We start from the raw sequence: 12984 nt of genomic DNA, 5'->3' as shown, positions 1-12984 counted from the left end.
CGCCTCAACGCTACGGCTTTTTCATGGGAGCCAGTTGCTGCGCCTGAACGATCAGTCGAGGATCAGATGCGGCAGAAACCGGCTCGAATCCTTGGTGATCAAACTGTTGTCTTCGCGCACGCCAATCCCCGCCGCCTGATCGCCGATCACCCAGGAGCCGATCAGTGTGTAGCTGTCATCGAACTTCGGCAGCGGTGCAAATTCCTGCAGGATGAACGGCGCATCGGTGTACGGCCCGTCCTCTTTGACGATCAGTCCGTCAGCGGTTTGCAACTCGATGTTGGCGCCTTCCCGGGAAAAGTACGGTTTGCGCACCCAACCCTTGGGCACAGCGCTGGTCGGGTTCGGGTCGAGGTGCGCCGCGAGCAGATTCGGATGGCCCTTGTGCAGCTCCCACAGCAACGGCAGCGCGCCTTTGTTTGAGAGGATCGCCTTCCACGGCGGCTCGAAAAACTGCGTATCGCACTCGGCAATCGCCGCGCCGAACGGTTCGTGGAAGATGAACTCCCAGGCGTGCAACTTGAACAGGTGCGGGATCCAGCGATCCTCAAGGTCGACAAAGCGCCCGGCAGCCGTCAGGCCAATGTCTTCGATGTCGATGTGCCGCGATTCGATGCCGACCTTTTCCGCGATCAGGCGCAGGTAGTCCGTGGTGCCTTTGTCTTCAACCGAGTCTTTCATCGAGGCGAAATAGAATGGTCGCTTGAGCTGCAACTCGGCGAAGGCCTGATGTAGCTTGGTGTCGATGCTGTTGAACTGGTCGGCATGGCGCGGCAGGGTACCGCGCTCGATGCACTGCTCCAGCCAGCCCCACTGGAACGCCGCTGCTTCGTAAAGGCTGGTCGGGGTGTCGTAGTTGAGCTCCAGCAGTTTTGCCGGACCGTTGCCGCTGTAGGAAAAGTCCATGCGTCCGTACAGATGCGGATGACCTTCCAGCCAGGAAGTGCGGATCATGTCGTAGTACGACGCCGGGATGCTCAGGCGATCCAGCAGCTCCTCGCTGTGCACGACGCGGTCGACCAGGTCCATGCACATCTCATGCAGTTCGGTGGTCGGGTCCTCCAGATCGTTTTCGATCTGCGCGAGCGTGAACTGGTAGTACGCGCGCTCGTCCCAGTAGGGTTCGTCGTCGATGGTGTGGAACATGAAGCCGAGGCTTTCCGCTGTCTGTTTCCAGTCGTGGCGCTCGGCGCAGTGGATCTTCTTCATCGTCAGCTGCTCGATCGACCGGAACTGCTGCCCCAGCCACCCCAACCGCTGCGAGCGCTGGATTGGCTGCCGAAGCCGCCGCGGGACGTCGACGATGCGACGTTCACCGGTTTGCTTTTGCTGCTTTCATAGTCCGGTTGACTGCGTGGCGCCGATTCGATTTTGCGGTACTGGGTCGAGGTGTCGTAGGTCTGCCGCGTATCGCGGTCGCGGTAAACCGTGCGGTTCGCGTTGTTGCTCGTCGCATTGCCGAACAACCAGCCGCTCAGCCAGCCATTACCACCGCCACCGCCGGAGTAGTGTGTGGTGGTCTGGGTCGCGTGGGTCGTTGTCGTGTCATCGGCCGGCATTGGCGCATCGGCAATGGCGTCGAGGTTCTGCACCGCATCGCCTTTCTGCGGCACTTTGAAACCGCCGAGTTTCGGCACGAAGCGACCATCAGAATTTTTCTGACACCAGTTGGCGGCGAAATCCTCGTCGCATTTGGTCTTGTCGTCGTACGCCGGGGCGATGCGCCGGTGTTCGGTGAGTGCCGCCACATAGGCGTTCGAGCAGACCTCGGCGGCCACTTCGGCATCGACGCATTGTTCGACGCTCTGGAAGTTACGCGGCTGATCCACCGCCGCCGCTTCGCCGGTAATGGCCATGGCCACCGACGCCGCGAGGGACAACTGAACGTATTTGCTTCGTTTCATCTAAGGCTTCCTGCCGATCAGTTGGACGGTGTCATGCACGCCGCGTTGAGCATGCCGACGCTGATCGCCACAGCGGCCACGTAGATGCCGGAGGCAATTTCACCGTTGGCGATGCGCTGGGATGTGCCCTTGAGCACCAGAGTCGTGGCGAGAAACGCCAACAGTTGCACAACCGCTGCAATCACCGCCCAGAGCACGAAGTCGAGGACGTTGACCGAAAAGGCGATCACGTTGCTGGCGGGGATGGCGAAACCAATGATTGCGCCGGCCAGTGCGATCGCGGCGGCGGTGTTGCCGGCGCGGATCAGCTCGAACTCTTTGTGCGGGGTGATGCGCGTGTAGACAAACTGAAACAGCATGAACAGCAGCACGGCGCCGATCAGGTAAACGACGAAACCGGTCAACGCGGTCTTGTTCAGGGAAACGGCCAGCACTTCCAGCATGAAAAACTTCCTTTGTTAAATGGCGCTCAGGTCAGTCGTGTACAGCGAAATGCCCAGCGACGTGCTCAGGCTGACGGTGCCTTCTTCGTCCTGTTCAACGGAGAACAGCAACAGCTCGCGGCGATCGGTCAGGCCGGTCTCGCGGGCGTAGAGCATCGAATGGTGCCGGATGGTGTAGCTCTCGTCCGGATTGACCACCTGCTCGGTCAATGGCACCAGCTCGGTCTGGCCTTGTTCGGTGCCCCACTCACGGGTGTATTCGATCCCCTCGTGGGTGTAGGTCGGCAGGCCGATCAAACTGTTGGGGCCAGCGAGGCGCTGCAGCTCGGCGTCGGTGTTGACGGTCACGTAACTGAGGTAATTGAACAGGATGACCGATTCGATCTGATCGTCGCCGGTGACGTGGATTTGCAACCAGAAATCTTCGTCATTCATGTAGTAGCGACGCAGCTTGTTGGATTGGCCGAGGTCGACCCAGCCGGCGCTCCAGATCGCCTGATCGACAGGTACGCGTACGGAGCTTGAGCCATCGAGCAACAACGTCAGGGTCGAATCGAACCTGACCCCTTTGCCTTGCGCCATGCCGAGTGGTCCATCGGCGACGGGTGGCGCTGGCGCAGCGGTGGTGCCCAGCAAGTCTTTAAACCATCCCATGGGTACATTCCTTGAGGCGGGTGGAGTAGTCGTCGTAAAAAAGCGCCGCTAGTGTACCGGGCTACGCGTGAACGAGCAGAAGCAATTGCACGCCGCAAACCATGTAGGAGTGAGCCTGCTCGCGATGGCGGCGGTTCAGACAACACGTTGGTTGAATGTTCCGGCCTCATCGCGAGCAGGCTCACTCCTACAGGGGTTTTGCGTAAACGCTTACTGAGCGGACTTCTGCTTCAGGCGCTCAAGGATCGCATTCGCGCTGCCTTCGTTCGGCGTGATCCCGGCGTCGCGCAGTTTGCGCTCCAGGTCGTTACCGGTCGACGCATCCGCCAACTCATCCGCCGCGCTCAGCTCGGCAGCTCGTTGCTGTTGTTTGGCTTGCAGACGGTTGAGGGTGCTGACTGCCGTTTCCAGTTTGCCGTTAGCACCGCCGCTGGCGATGGAGGCGCTGACCTGAGCTTTCTGCACGCTGTCGCGGGCCTTGGCCATGTCCACTTGCTGGCGCAGGCTCTTGATCCGCGCTTCGGCCTTGTTGATGTCCTTGCGCATGTTTTCGGCGTAAGTGCCAAATTCGTCGCTCAGCTTCTTCTCGGCGGTCAGGTCGTTGGTCAGGGTCGAAATCGCTTCGGCGACTTCCAGCGCCAGGTCTTCACGGCCGGCGTTCAGGGCGGCAACAGCCTTGGCTTCCAGATCCTTGATCTTGGCGTCGTACTCGCTCACGCGATCGGCGGCCAGTTTGTGCTTGGCCATGATGGTGACCAGTTCGCGACGGGCGTTCGACAGCGCGGTGTCGGCGTCACGGATTTCCTGGTCGAGGATGCGCAGGGCCTGTTGATCGACGATGGCTTCGCCGACTTCGCTGGCGCCGCCGCGCAGCGCGGTGAACAACTTGCTCCAGATGGACTGAGTCATTGGATATTCCCTGTGGATTACTTGAAGAAGTGTTCGAAGGCTTCGCTGGCGCGCTGCACGTTGTCGACCAGGGTTTTCACCTCGGTGACGACGTTGGTCAGGCTCGAGTCGGCGCTGAGGGCGCCAAACATGTTGTAGACGGTCTGGCCGTTGGGCATCGACTCGATACCGATCGACGACAGCGGGAACATTTCCCGGCTGCGCAGCACGGCATCGTTGAAGGCGCGCACGTCAGTGATCGAATCGATGTCCACCAGCACGGTGTCGACGATGATCTGCTGACCGGCCACGGCGATGTGAATCGGCAGACCGCCGAATTCGTTCATTTCCAGCTTGATGCTGGGTTCGGAGCTCTGGATCAGAGACAGTGTGATCTCGTGCGAAGCCACCTCATCCAGTGCCTTGAGGGCGTTGAAGAGGCTATCGATGTTCCAGTTGTTGCCTGCGCTCATGTAATTCTCCGACATGAATGAGCCAGCCAGAATCGGTTGGCGTAGCTGTTGCTCCATTTGCTTGAGCAAGCTCCGGTTTTCCGGAAGTACCCAAGTTTCGTGTTTCACATAACCGGCGGCGGCCAGGCCCGCGCGCATCTGCTTCATATAAAAGCTCGATGGTTTTTTCGCGGACGGTTTCGAGCGCTCTCCCTTCGGGCTCCCTGACTTAGTCGCGGGGGAGGGGCTTTTCATGGCAGTGACTCCGTTATGAACATCTCACGCGTGAGGCACACTACAACCAATTCAAAATGCCATCAATGGCTCACGCGTGAGATTTTATCGGCCCACGCAAAACGCCCGCGAGGTTGCGGGCGCAGGATTTTGCAAAGTATTTGCGGGGCGCTTAGCGCTGGAGAAACTCGTCGGTGGAGACCACGTTGGCATAGGCGAATCCCAGTGCCGACATGAACGCCGCGTGGACATGGTCTGCCGGTACGGTCAAACCGTTGAACTCCAAGTCACGGCTGGCGCAGGCATCGTGAATCACCGTGACGGCATAACCCAGATCCGCCGCCGCACGGGTGATGCCGTCGACGCACATGTGGCTCATGCTGCCGACCACCACCAGTTCCTTGATGGCTTTTTCGTCAAGGATCGACTGCAATTCGGTTTCGCGGAACGCGTTGACGAAATGCTTGAGCACCACGGGCTCGTCGGCGCGGTTCAGCACTTTGCGATGCAGCTTGGCGCCGTCAGAGCCCGGGGTGAAGAACGGTGCGTCCGCTGAAGTGAATTCGTGGCGGATGTGGATCACCGAATCACCGGCATCACGGAAGGCCGCGATCAGTCGCGCGGCGTTGTCGGCGGCGGCGTCCGCACCGACCAGCGGCCACTTGCCTTGGGGGAAGTAGTCGTTCTGGATATCGACTACGATGAGCGCTTGCTGGGCCATGGGTGTGTCCTCGTGAGTTGGCTGGAAGTGGCTTCAGTATTGGCGCTGCCGGTTAATACGAGGATTGGCCGCACCGACAATAGACAGGGGAAAACTGACAATGGGCGCAGAAAAGGCCGCCGGCGCACCTGCCATTAGCGAACTGGGCGTGTTGATCTATCCCGGTGCGCAGATGGCGGCGGTGCATGGCCTGACCGACCTGTTCGCGGTGGCCAACCGGATCGCCGCCGAACATCAGTCGGCGCAGTTGCCGTTGCTACGCGTCAGTCACTGGCAGGTTGAAGGCGATCAGGCGCCGCAGCGGGTTTTCGACAGCGGCCCGGGTGGTGAAGGTGCTTTGCTGGCGGTACTGATTCCGCCGTCGATCGGCGGGTTTTCTGCAGCACAGATGCCCACCGGTTTATTGCAGTGGCTGCGTGATCAACACGCTCGCGGTGCCACCCTCGGTGGCGTCTGCGTGGGTTCGCTGCTGCTGGCCGAAAGCGGTTTGCTCGACGGCCGCAGCGCCACCACGCACTGGACGTCGGCCAAAGCCTTCGCCGAGCGCTATCCGAAGATCAGACTCAAGGCCGATACGCCGATTGTCGATGACGGGGATCTGATCACCACAGCCGGGTTGATGGCCTGGTCGGAACTGGGGCTGCGTCTGGTCGATCGTCTGCTCGGGCCGAGCATCGCCACCGGCACCGCGCGGTTTCTCGTGGTCGAGCACAGCGATAGTGCCAGTGCCTGCGGCAGTAACTTTGCGCCGATCCTCAGCCATGGCGATGCGCCGATTCTCAAGGTTCAGCATTGGTTGCAGGGTAGCGGCGCTACGGAAGTTTCGCTAACCATGATGGCCGAGCGGGCGGGGTTGGAGGAACGTACGTTCCTGCGCCGGTTTCGCGCGGCAACCGGATTGAAACCGACCGAATACTGCCAACATCTGCGCGTGGGCAAGGCGCGGGAAATGCTCGAATTTACCAACGGCACGATTGATCACATTGCGTGGACGGTGGGGTATCAGGACCCGGGGGCGTTTCGTGCAATCTTCAAGAAAGTCACGGGCCTGGCGCCGAGTGAGTATCGCGCACGTTTTGGTTCAACGCGGTAAACCGACTCACCTCAATACCTGTGGGAGCTGGCTTGCCAGCGATTGGTTTTTTGAGAGTAGACACATCGTTGGCTGATACACCAGCTATCGCTGGCAAGCCAGCTCCCACAGGGTTTTGTGTGATGCCGTGGATCGTGCAATTTGCCGGGATTTTATAGGGGGTCGTGCAGATTGAAACGGGCGCGGTGCCATCACGATTTTGGCAAGCAGTTGATTCACTGGCATTTTCCCCAGCTGCACCGTTGGCCTGATCTCTGCACCCCTTTCCACTACATTCACGCGTCGATGTAAGGGGAAACGCATGACCCCGATACCGAGCAAAAAACAAGTCGTCGCCCATTCGGTACGCGCCACCGCGCCCCAGCACGAAGTGCAGACCAACAAGGCCCTGGCCCGTTGGCTGGCGCAGATTCTCGGTCTCAAATTTGGCGGCAGTTACGACGCTGAAAAACATCGTGGCCGTGACCTCTATCTGTTGCCGACGCAGACCATTGTCGGCGCCGCCAAGGCTCACGAATTAGGCATCAAAGGCCCGGATGATCTGTGGGGCGGTTACGTCGAGCACGATTTCATCTGCACCAAAGCCATCAGCCATGGCCTGCGCAGTCATTTGGCTCACGCACCGAAAGGCTGGTCGCCGCTGTTTTCCGAACGCGTGCGTAACGTGGTTCTCGACGGTCTCAGCGTGTTTTCCCTCGACGATGCGCGACCTGCCGCCGAGCATTTGTTGTACAGCGGACCGATTCGGTTGAAGCCGATTCACGCCTGCGCCGGTCGCGGTCAGGAAGTGATCAAAAGCCTCGATGCCTTCGATGAAATCCTCGCCCGCCCCGAAGCTCAAGCGCTGTTCAGCGAAGGCGTGGTGCTGGAGCAGGACTTGAGCGAGGTCATCACCCACAGCGTCGGCCAGTCATTCATCGGCGATAAAGTGCTGAGCTACTGCGGTGATCAATACTTGACCCAGGACGCTCACGGTGAAGACGTCTACGGCGGCTCGAATCTGCTGGTGGTGCAGGGCGGCTACGAGGATTTGCTGACACTGGAGCTGCCTGATCCTGTGCGCCTGGCCATCGAACAGGCGCAGGTTTTCGACAGCGCCGCCGATGAAGCCTACCCGCGCTTCTACGCCTCGCGGCGCAACTACGACATCGCTCAGGGGCTGGACAGCAATGGCCAAACCCGCAGCGGCGTGCTCGAACAATCCTGGCGCATGGGCGGCGCCAGCAGCGCCGAAGTGGCGGCGCTGCAAAGTTTCGTCAACGACCCGACGATGCGCGCGATACGCGTGTCTTCGGTGGAAACCTATATTGATCAGCCGCTGCCGGCGGACGCCATCGAGGTGTATCGCGGCCCGGCCGAGAACAGCGAATTTCTCCTTAAGTACGTAACGGTCAAATCCTATGACGGCTAGAAGCGAAAGCATTCAAATCGACATTGATGACGAGCAGATGAGCGGGACATTTCTCAGTCCCAAATCCAAGGTGCCGGGAGTGTTGTTTGTCCACGGTTGGGGCGGTAGCCAGGAGCGTGATCTTGAGCGGGCCAAAGGTATTGCCGGCCTGGGTTGTGTGTGCCTGACCTTCGATTTGCGCGGGCACACGGGCGGCACCGGGATTCCACTGACGCGGGTAACGCGTGAGGACAATCTGCGCGATCTTCTGGCAGCGTATGATCGCTTGCTTTCGCACCCGGCGCTGGATACCTCCGCGATTGCCGTGGTCGGTACCAGTTACGGCGGCTATCTGGCTTCGATCCTCACCTCCTTACGCCCGGTACGCTGGCTGGCGCTGCGAGTGCCGGCGCTGTACCGCGACGAGCAATGGCACACACCCAAGCGTGATCTGGACAAGGCTGACTTGCGTGATTATCGCGGCACCCTGGTACGCGCCGACAGCAATCGGGCGCTGCACGCATGTTCGCAATTCACCGGAGACGTGTTGCTGGTGGAGTCGGAAACCGACGCCTACGTGCCCCACGCAACGATCATGAGTTACCGCGCCGCGTGTCAGCAGACCCATTCGTTGACGCACCGGATCATTGATGGCGCGGATCATGCGTTGAGCGACCCGGTTTCGCAGCAGGCGTATACGTCGATTCTGGTGGACTGGATCACCGAGATGGTCGTGGGTGAGCGGTTGAGCATCATCCAATCTTCATAGGTTGTGTTGTTCTTCCTGACGCTATCGCTGGCAAGCCAGCTCCCACAGGGAAATTCATTCCAATGTGGGAACTGGCTTGCCAGCGATGGTGCCATCAGCCTCAACAATCCACAGGAAAATGCATTCCATTGTGGGAGCTGGCTTGCCAGCGATGGTGCCTTCAGCCTCAACAATCCCCAGGAAAATGCATTCCATTGTGGGAGCTGGCTTGCCAGCGATGAGGCCATCGGCCTCTACAAGAATGTCAGGAAGGTTTCTTTTCGATCCGCAGTGACTTGGCCTTCGCCTCCACCAGCAGATACATCACCAGCGTAATCAGTAACGGCAACAGAAAATAAATCGCCCGATACGCCAGTAACCCCGCCACCAGACTGCCCCGCGACGCCTCATGTTGCAGCAGCGCCACAAACACCGCTTCCAGTACCCCGAGCCCCGCAGGAATATGGGTGATGACCCCGGCAATCGCACTGATCAACAACACCCCAAGCACCAACGGATAGTCGAGTTTGCTCGGCAGCAACGTGAAAATCACCGCGGCCATCAGCGACCAGTTCAACGCGCCCAGCAGCAACTGCAACACCGCCATGCGCAGCGATGGCAGGTTGATTTCCACGCCACGAATCGACCATTCACGGCGCTTGGAAAATTGGCACGCCGCGAGATACCCGGCGCTGATCAGCAGCAACAGCACACCGATGCCTTGCAACGCTGTGGTGCTGATTTTCCAGCCCGGCGGCATGCTCACCAATCCGCTGCTGAACACCACGCCGGCGATGGTCATGTAGCCGAACCAGTTGGTCGCCAGGCTCAGGCCGAGAATCTTGGCGATGTTGCTTTTGCTTACGCCGAGGCGCGAATACAGCCGGTAACGCATGGCGATGCCGCCGACCCAGGCGCTGAGATTGAGGTTGAACGCGTAGCTGATGATCCCCACCGGCAGGATCTGTTTCCAGGTCAGGTCCTGGCGGATGTAAGTACGGCCGATCAGGTCGAAACTGGCGTAAGTCAGAAAACTCAGCAACGTCACGCTGGCGGCGATGATCAGCGTGCGCACTTTGAAGTCAGCGAGGGTCTGCAACACTTCGGCCCATTCGATGCGTCGGGCGAACATTGTCAGCAGCACGATCAACGCGAGAAAAAACAGCACCGTCAGCGGACGCTTCCATTTACTCCAGCGTGAGTGAGTAGCTGGCGCTGATTGCTGATGCGGATGGGCTTCGGAACGGCTCATGAGCGATTACCTCGAAACGGCTTGAGCCTCGGTTTGTGCGCAGGCAGCCAACCGGCCATCGCCGGAAAATGCCGCAAAAAGTGGAACACCAGAAAACCCACGGTCATGTGCCAGACCCGCCCGCGCGGCGACTTGCTGGCGTCCATGGCTTTGCAGTGGTTCTGGCTGAGGTCTTCGAGGCGTCGGAACAGTTCCTGATTGAACGCGCGGTCGCGGATCAGCACGTTGGCTTCGAGGTTCAACGACAGGCTCAGCGGGTCGAGATTGCTCGAGCCGACGGTGCTCCATTCCTCGTCCACCAACGCGACTTTGCCGTGTAACGGCCGCTGGCAGTATTCATGGATCTGCACGCCGGCCTTGAGCAGATAGTCGTAGGTCATGCGCGCCGCGAGTTTCGCCACCAGCATGTCCGGCTGACCTTGCAGGATCAGCCGCACCTCGACGCCGCGCCGTGCGGCGTTGCGGATTTCACGCAGCAGGCGATAGCCGGGGAAAAAGTAGGCGTTGGCAATGACCACCCGGCGCTTGGCGCGGCGCAGGACCTGCAAATACACCTCTTCGATATCGCTGCGGTGCTGGTCGTTATCGCGAAACACCAGTCGTACCTGGCCGTCGTGTTCAGTGAAGGCCATATCTGCGCGGCGCTGGCGCCGGCGCTGCCACCAGAACCGCGCTCGTCCGGGGCGACCGCTTTGCAGCAGGGCAAAATGATGGATGTCGGCCACCGCCGGTCCCTGGATTTCGACCGCGTAATCCTGCTTGGCTTCCGGGCCAAAATCCAACAAGTGATCGCCTGAAAAATTGATCCCGCCAATGAACGCGATCAAGCCGTCGACCACCACGATCTTGCGGTGCAAACGGCGGAACCAGTTGGTGCGAAAGCCCAGGTGTTTGGGGGCCGGATCGAAGATTTGCAGGTGTACGCCGGCATCGCTCAGCGCCGAGAGATAACCGCTGGTGAGTTCGCCACAACCGAAGCCATCGAGGCTGACGGTGGTGCGCACACCACGTTGCGCGGCATCGATCAGAATCTCTTGTAGTTCGGCGCCGACCTTGTCTTCGAAAACGATGAAGGTCTCGAGCAGGATTTCACTCTTCGCCGCCCGCATCGCTTCGAACACTCGCGGGAAATATTCCTCGCCGTTTTCCAACAGTTCGACGCGGTTGTTGCCCTGCCAGTGGTACTCGACATCGACCTGACCGGGCTCGCGGATCGGCGGATTGATGCTGATCGGTTCCACGGCGGACTTCTCCAGCGGTGCGCTGCTCATAGTTCGATCTCCACCGATAGCGGTACGTGGTCGGAAAGGTGTGACCAGGGCCGGTTCGCCAGGACTTTCGGCTGGCGGGCCTTGAGGTTGCGCACGTAGATGCGGTCCAGCCGCAGCGCGGGCAGCCGCGCCGGAAAACTGCGCGCCGGTTTGCCGTGATGCTCGGCGAATACTTCGCGCAGACCACAAGGTTTGAGCAATTCGCTGGCCCGCTGGCGCCAATCATTGAAATCGCCGGCGACAATCACCGGCGCGTCGTCCGGCAGTTCGGCGAGGCGTTGCATGAGCAAGCCGAGTTGCGCGTTGCGGTGGCTTTCACGCAGGCCCAGATGCACGCAGATCGCATGGACCTCGACGCCGTCACCGGGCAGGCGCAGCACGCAATGCAGCAAGCCGCGATTCTCGTGGCCGCTGATCGACACATCGAGGTTGTCGTGACGGATGATCTGGAATTTCGACAGCAGCGCATTGCCGTGATCACCCTCCGGGTACACCGCGTTGCGCCCGTAGGCGAACTGCGGCCAGAGGCTGTCGGCGAGGAATTCGTATTGCGGCATCTTCGGCCAGTTGTCGTAACGCTGGGGATGGTGCTCGTGGGTGCCATGGACTTCCTGCAGAAACACCACGTCGGCGGCTACGCTGCGCACTGCTTCGCGCAACTCCGGCAGGATGAAACGCCGGTTCAGTGCGGTGAAACCCTTGTGGGTGTTGACCGTCAGCACGGTGAAACAGCGCACGGATGACGCGACCTCGGCGCCTTCGTCAGTGAAACCGACCGGCTCTGGAATACTCATGCCAGCACCCCTTCGCCGGCGGGTTCGCCGGGGGTGGTGGCGAGTCCTCCATCGAGGTCGAAACGATGCAGCAGATCACGTGCGTCATACGGCGCGCGGACTTTGATGTCGTTGTCGAAATAGCAAAATACTTCGCGGGATTTTCGCGCCCGGGGTTTTACCCGTGGAGCGATCAAGTGCGCGTCTTTCGGTTGCTGGCCGTGGTGCCAGGCGTCGATCCGCTCTTCCCAGCGTTTGAGCGCGGGGGCGGTGTAGCCGCTGGCGTACAGTTCTTCGGCACCGTGCAGGCGCAGGTAGACGAAATCGCTGGTCACGTCCTCGCGGTACGGCCACTTGCCGCCGGTGTCGGCGATCACCAGTGCGGTGTTGTAGCGTTTCAACATGCGCACGAAGTCAGGGTCGATGAAGCTGTCGTTACGGATTTCCACGGCGTGGCGCAACGGTTTCTTGCCGTAAGCCTTCAGGCTGGCGTGGCCATGCAGATGGGAATCGTGCTGACGGGCGAGGGCGGCAGCCGCCTCGGTGTCGTGGGGCAGCAGGGCGAGGAAATGCTCGAAGCGTTCGGCGTCGAATTTGAAGTTGGGCGGGAATTGCCAAAGGATCGGGCCAAGCTTTTCCTTCAACTCCAGCACCCCGGAGGCGAAGAAATTCGCCAGCGGTTTTTCGATCTCGCGCAAGCGGCGAATTTGGGTAATGAAACGCGGCGCCTTGACGCTGAAAACGAAGTCATCGGGCGTTTCGACGTACCACTGCGCATAGCGTTCGGGCCGTTGCAGGGCGTAGAACGATCCATTGATTTCGATGCTGTTGACGGCCCGCGAGGCGAACTGCAATTCGCGCTTCTGCGCCAGTCCTTTCGGGTAGAAATCCCCGCGCCACGGAGCGTAGCGCCAGCCGGAAATACCGATGTGAATCGTTGCCATGCCGCCCTCCCGTTGAAAGTCCTCGTACAGCCTCTGTCTGCTGATGACTGCGCACGGTTCGGGAAAGTTTCGACGGCGTTACGGACGGTGCATTCTTGAAAACACCGCAAAAGCCCCAGATGACTGTCATTGTTGAAATCATCATCTTGGAGAGAGCCTTTGTGGCGAGGGGATTTATCCCCGATCGGCTGCGCAGCAGTCGCAAACCAGCCAACTC

At 60.1% G+C, this 12984-nt stretch carries 14 protein-coding genes; 3 read left to right on the top strand and 11 right to left on the bottom strand.

All coding sequences use genetic code 11. From position 1 onward, the window contains the following. Positions 1-51 precede the first annotated feature (51 nt). The 7 genes from ACVVH8_RS26585 to ACVVH8_RS26555 form a co-directional block, all read right to left on the bottom strand. Positions 52-1209, bottom strand: a complete 1158-nt coding sequence (locus ACVVH8_RS26585) for a glutathionylspermidine synthase family protein (protein WP_401302944.1) — start codon at positions 1207-1209, stop codon at positions 52-54. A gap of 2 nt (positions 1210-1211) precedes the next feature. Next, positions 1212-1904, bottom strand: coding sequence for a DUF1190 domain-containing protein (locus ACVVH8_RS26580; RefSeq protein ID WP_475227179.1), 693 nt, complete (start codon positions 1902-1904; stop codon positions 1212-1214). Positions 1905-1921: 17 nt separating this feature from the next. Continuing rightward, entirely contained in the window at positions 1922-2347 is a 426-nt protein-coding gene (locus tag ACVVH8_RS26575; RefSeq protein ID WP_103303757.1) for a DUF350 domain-containing protein, read from the bottom strand. A gap of 15 nt (positions 2348-2362) precedes the next feature. Then, the gene (locus tag ACVVH8_RS26570) at positions 2363-3001 is read right to left on the bottom strand and encodes a DUF2491 family protein (RefSeq protein ID WP_103303756.1); all 639 of its coding nucleotides are present in this window, start codon (positions 2999-3001) and stop codon (positions 2363-2365) included. Positions 3002-3211: 210 nt separating this feature from the next. After that, complete coding sequence (locus tag ACVVH8_RS26565; protein WP_475227176.1) at positions 3212-3910, bottom strand: PspA/IM30 family protein; 699 nt, start codon at positions 3908-3910, stop codon at positions 3212-3214. A gap of 17 nt (positions 3911-3927) precedes the next feature. Then, a complete protein-coding gene (locus tag ACVVH8_RS26560) occupies positions 3928-4509 on the bottom strand; it encodes a YjfI family protein (protein WP_230679397.1) in 582 nt (193 codons plus the stop codon). 238 nt (positions 4510-4747) lie between these two features. After that, entirely contained in the window at positions 4748-5296 is a 549-nt protein-coding gene (locus ACVVH8_RS26555; protein ID WP_103303753.1) for a cysteine hydrolase family protein, read from the bottom strand. A gap of 100 nt (positions 5297-5396) precedes the next feature. On the opposite strand from ACVVH8_RS26555, the gene ACVVH8_RS26550 reads away from it, so the two are divergent. From ACVVH8_RS26550 to ACVVH8_RS26540, 3 genes are all read left to right on the top strand, one after another. After that, the gene (locus ACVVH8_RS26550; protein WP_475227174.1) at positions 5397-6389 is read left to right on the top strand and encodes a GlxA family transcriptional regulator; all 993 of its coding nucleotides are present in this window, start codon (positions 5397-5399) and stop codon (positions 6387-6389) included. Between the two features lie 301 nt (positions 6390-6690). Next, positions 6691-7800: a DUF3182 family protein gene (locus ACVVH8_RS26545; protein WP_475227171.1), complete on the top strand. Its 1110-nt coding sequence runs from the start codon at positions 6691-6693 to the stop codon at positions 7798-7800. Next, the gene (locus tag ACVVH8_RS26540; protein WP_103303750.1) at positions 7790-8548 is read left to right on the top strand and encodes an alpha/beta hydrolase family protein; all 759 of its coding nucleotides are present in this window, start codon (positions 7790-7792) and stop codon (positions 8546-8548) included. The genes ACVVH8_RS26545 and ACVVH8_RS26540 overlap by 11 nt, the downstream gene beginning before the upstream one ends. Positions 8549-8792: 244 nt before the next feature. Here ACVVH8_RS26540 and ACVVH8_RS26535 read toward each other — a convergent pair whose 3' ends face one another. Genes ACVVH8_RS26535 through ACVVH8_RS26520 form a run of 4 tightly spaced genes read right to left on the bottom strand, consistent with a single transcriptional unit; the run spans position 8793 to position 12767 of the window. Beyond that, the gene (locus ACVVH8_RS26535) at positions 8793-9779 is read right to left on the bottom strand and encodes a lysylphosphatidylglycerol synthase domain-containing protein (protein WP_315445933.1); all 987 of its coding nucleotides are present in this window, start codon (positions 9777-9779) and stop codon (positions 8793-8795) included. Next, positions 9776-11050, bottom strand: coding sequence for a cardiolipin synthase ClsB (gene clsB, locus ACVVH8_RS26530; protein ID WP_475227169.1), 1275 nt, complete (start codon positions 11048-11050; stop codon positions 9776-9778). The genes ACVVH8_RS26535 and clsB overlap by 4 nt, the downstream gene beginning before the upstream one ends. Beyond that, positions 11047-11844, bottom strand: a complete 798-nt coding sequence (locus ACVVH8_RS26525) for an endonuclease/exonuclease/phosphatase family protein (RefSeq protein ID WP_103303747.1) — start codon at positions 11842-11844, stop codon at positions 11047-11049. Before ACVVH8_RS26525 ends, clsB begins: the two co-directional genes overlap by 4 nt. After that, the gene (locus ACVVH8_RS26520; RefSeq protein ID WP_475227166.1) at positions 11841-12767 is read right to left on the bottom strand and encodes a DUF72 domain-containing protein; all 927 of its coding nucleotides are present in this window, start codon (positions 12765-12767) and stop codon (positions 11841-11843) included. The genes ACVVH8_RS26525 and ACVVH8_RS26520 overlap by 4 nt, the downstream gene beginning before the upstream one ends. Between the last annotated feature and the right edge of the window lie 217 nt (positions 12768-12984).

The organism is Pseudomonas trutticola BRTCR10, from assembly GCF_056155105.1.
This window is presented reverse-complemented; position numbering and strand designations above follow the sequence as displayed.

Bases quoted from the DNA above. Each gene is read 5' to 3' on its own strand.
- ACVVH8_RS26565 (WP_475227176.1), bottom strand. From the start codon at position 3,910: ATGACTCAGTCCATCTGGAGCAAGTTGTTCACCGCGCTGCGCGGCGGC.
- ACVVH8_RS26535 (WP_315445933.1), bottom strand. From the start codon at position 9,779: ATGAGCCGTTCCGAAGCCCATCCGCATCAGCAATCAGCGCCAGCTACT.
- ACVVH8_RS26550 (WP_475227174.1), top strand. From the start codon at position 5,397: ATGGGCGCAGAAAAGGCCGCCGGCGCACCTGCCATTAGCGAACTGGGC.
- ACVVH8_RS26520 (WP_475227166.1), bottom strand. From the start codon at position 12,767: ATGGCAACGATTCACATCGGTATTTCCGGCTGGCGCTACGCTCCGTGG.
- ACVVH8_RS26570 (WP_103303756.1), bottom strand. From the start codon at position 3,001: ATGGGATGGTTTAAAGACTTGCTGGGCACCACCGCTGCGCCAGCGCCA.
- ACVVH8_RS26525 (WP_103303747.1), bottom strand. From the start codon at position 11,844: ATGAGTATTCCAGAGCCGGTCGGTTTCACTGACGAAGGCGCCGAGGTC.
- ACVVH8_RS26585 (WP_401302944.1), bottom strand. From the start codon at position 1,209: ATGAAGAAGATCCACTGCGCCGAGCGCCACGACTGGAAACAGACAGCG.
- ACVVH8_RS26560 (WP_230679397.1), bottom strand. From the start codon at position 4,509: ATGAAGCAGATGCGCGCGGGCCTGGCCGCCGCCGGTTATGTGAAACAC.
- ACVVH8_RS26540 (WP_103303750.1), top strand. From the start codon at position 7,790: ATGACGGCTAGAAGCGAAAGCATTCAAATCGACATTGATGACGAGCAG.
- ACVVH8_RS26555 (WP_103303753.1), bottom strand. From the start codon at position 5,296: ATGGCCCAGCAAGCGCTCATCGTAGTCGATATCCAGAACGACTACTTC.
- ACVVH8_RS26545 (WP_475227171.1), top strand. From the start codon at position 6,691: ATGACCCCGATACCGAGCAAAAAACAAGTCGTCGCCCATTCGGTACGC.
- ACVVH8_RS26575 (WP_103303757.1), bottom strand. From the start codon at position 2,347: ATGCTGGAAGTGCTGGCCGTTTCCCTGAACAAGACCGCGTTGACCGGT.
- clsB (WP_475227169.1), bottom strand. From the start codon at position 11,050: ATGAGCAGCGCACCGCTGGAGAAGTCCGCCGTGGAACCGATCAGCATC.
- ACVVH8_RS26580 (WP_475227179.1), bottom strand. From the start codon at position 1,904: ATGAAACGAAGCAAATACGTTCAGTTGTCCCTCGCGGCGTCGGTGGCC.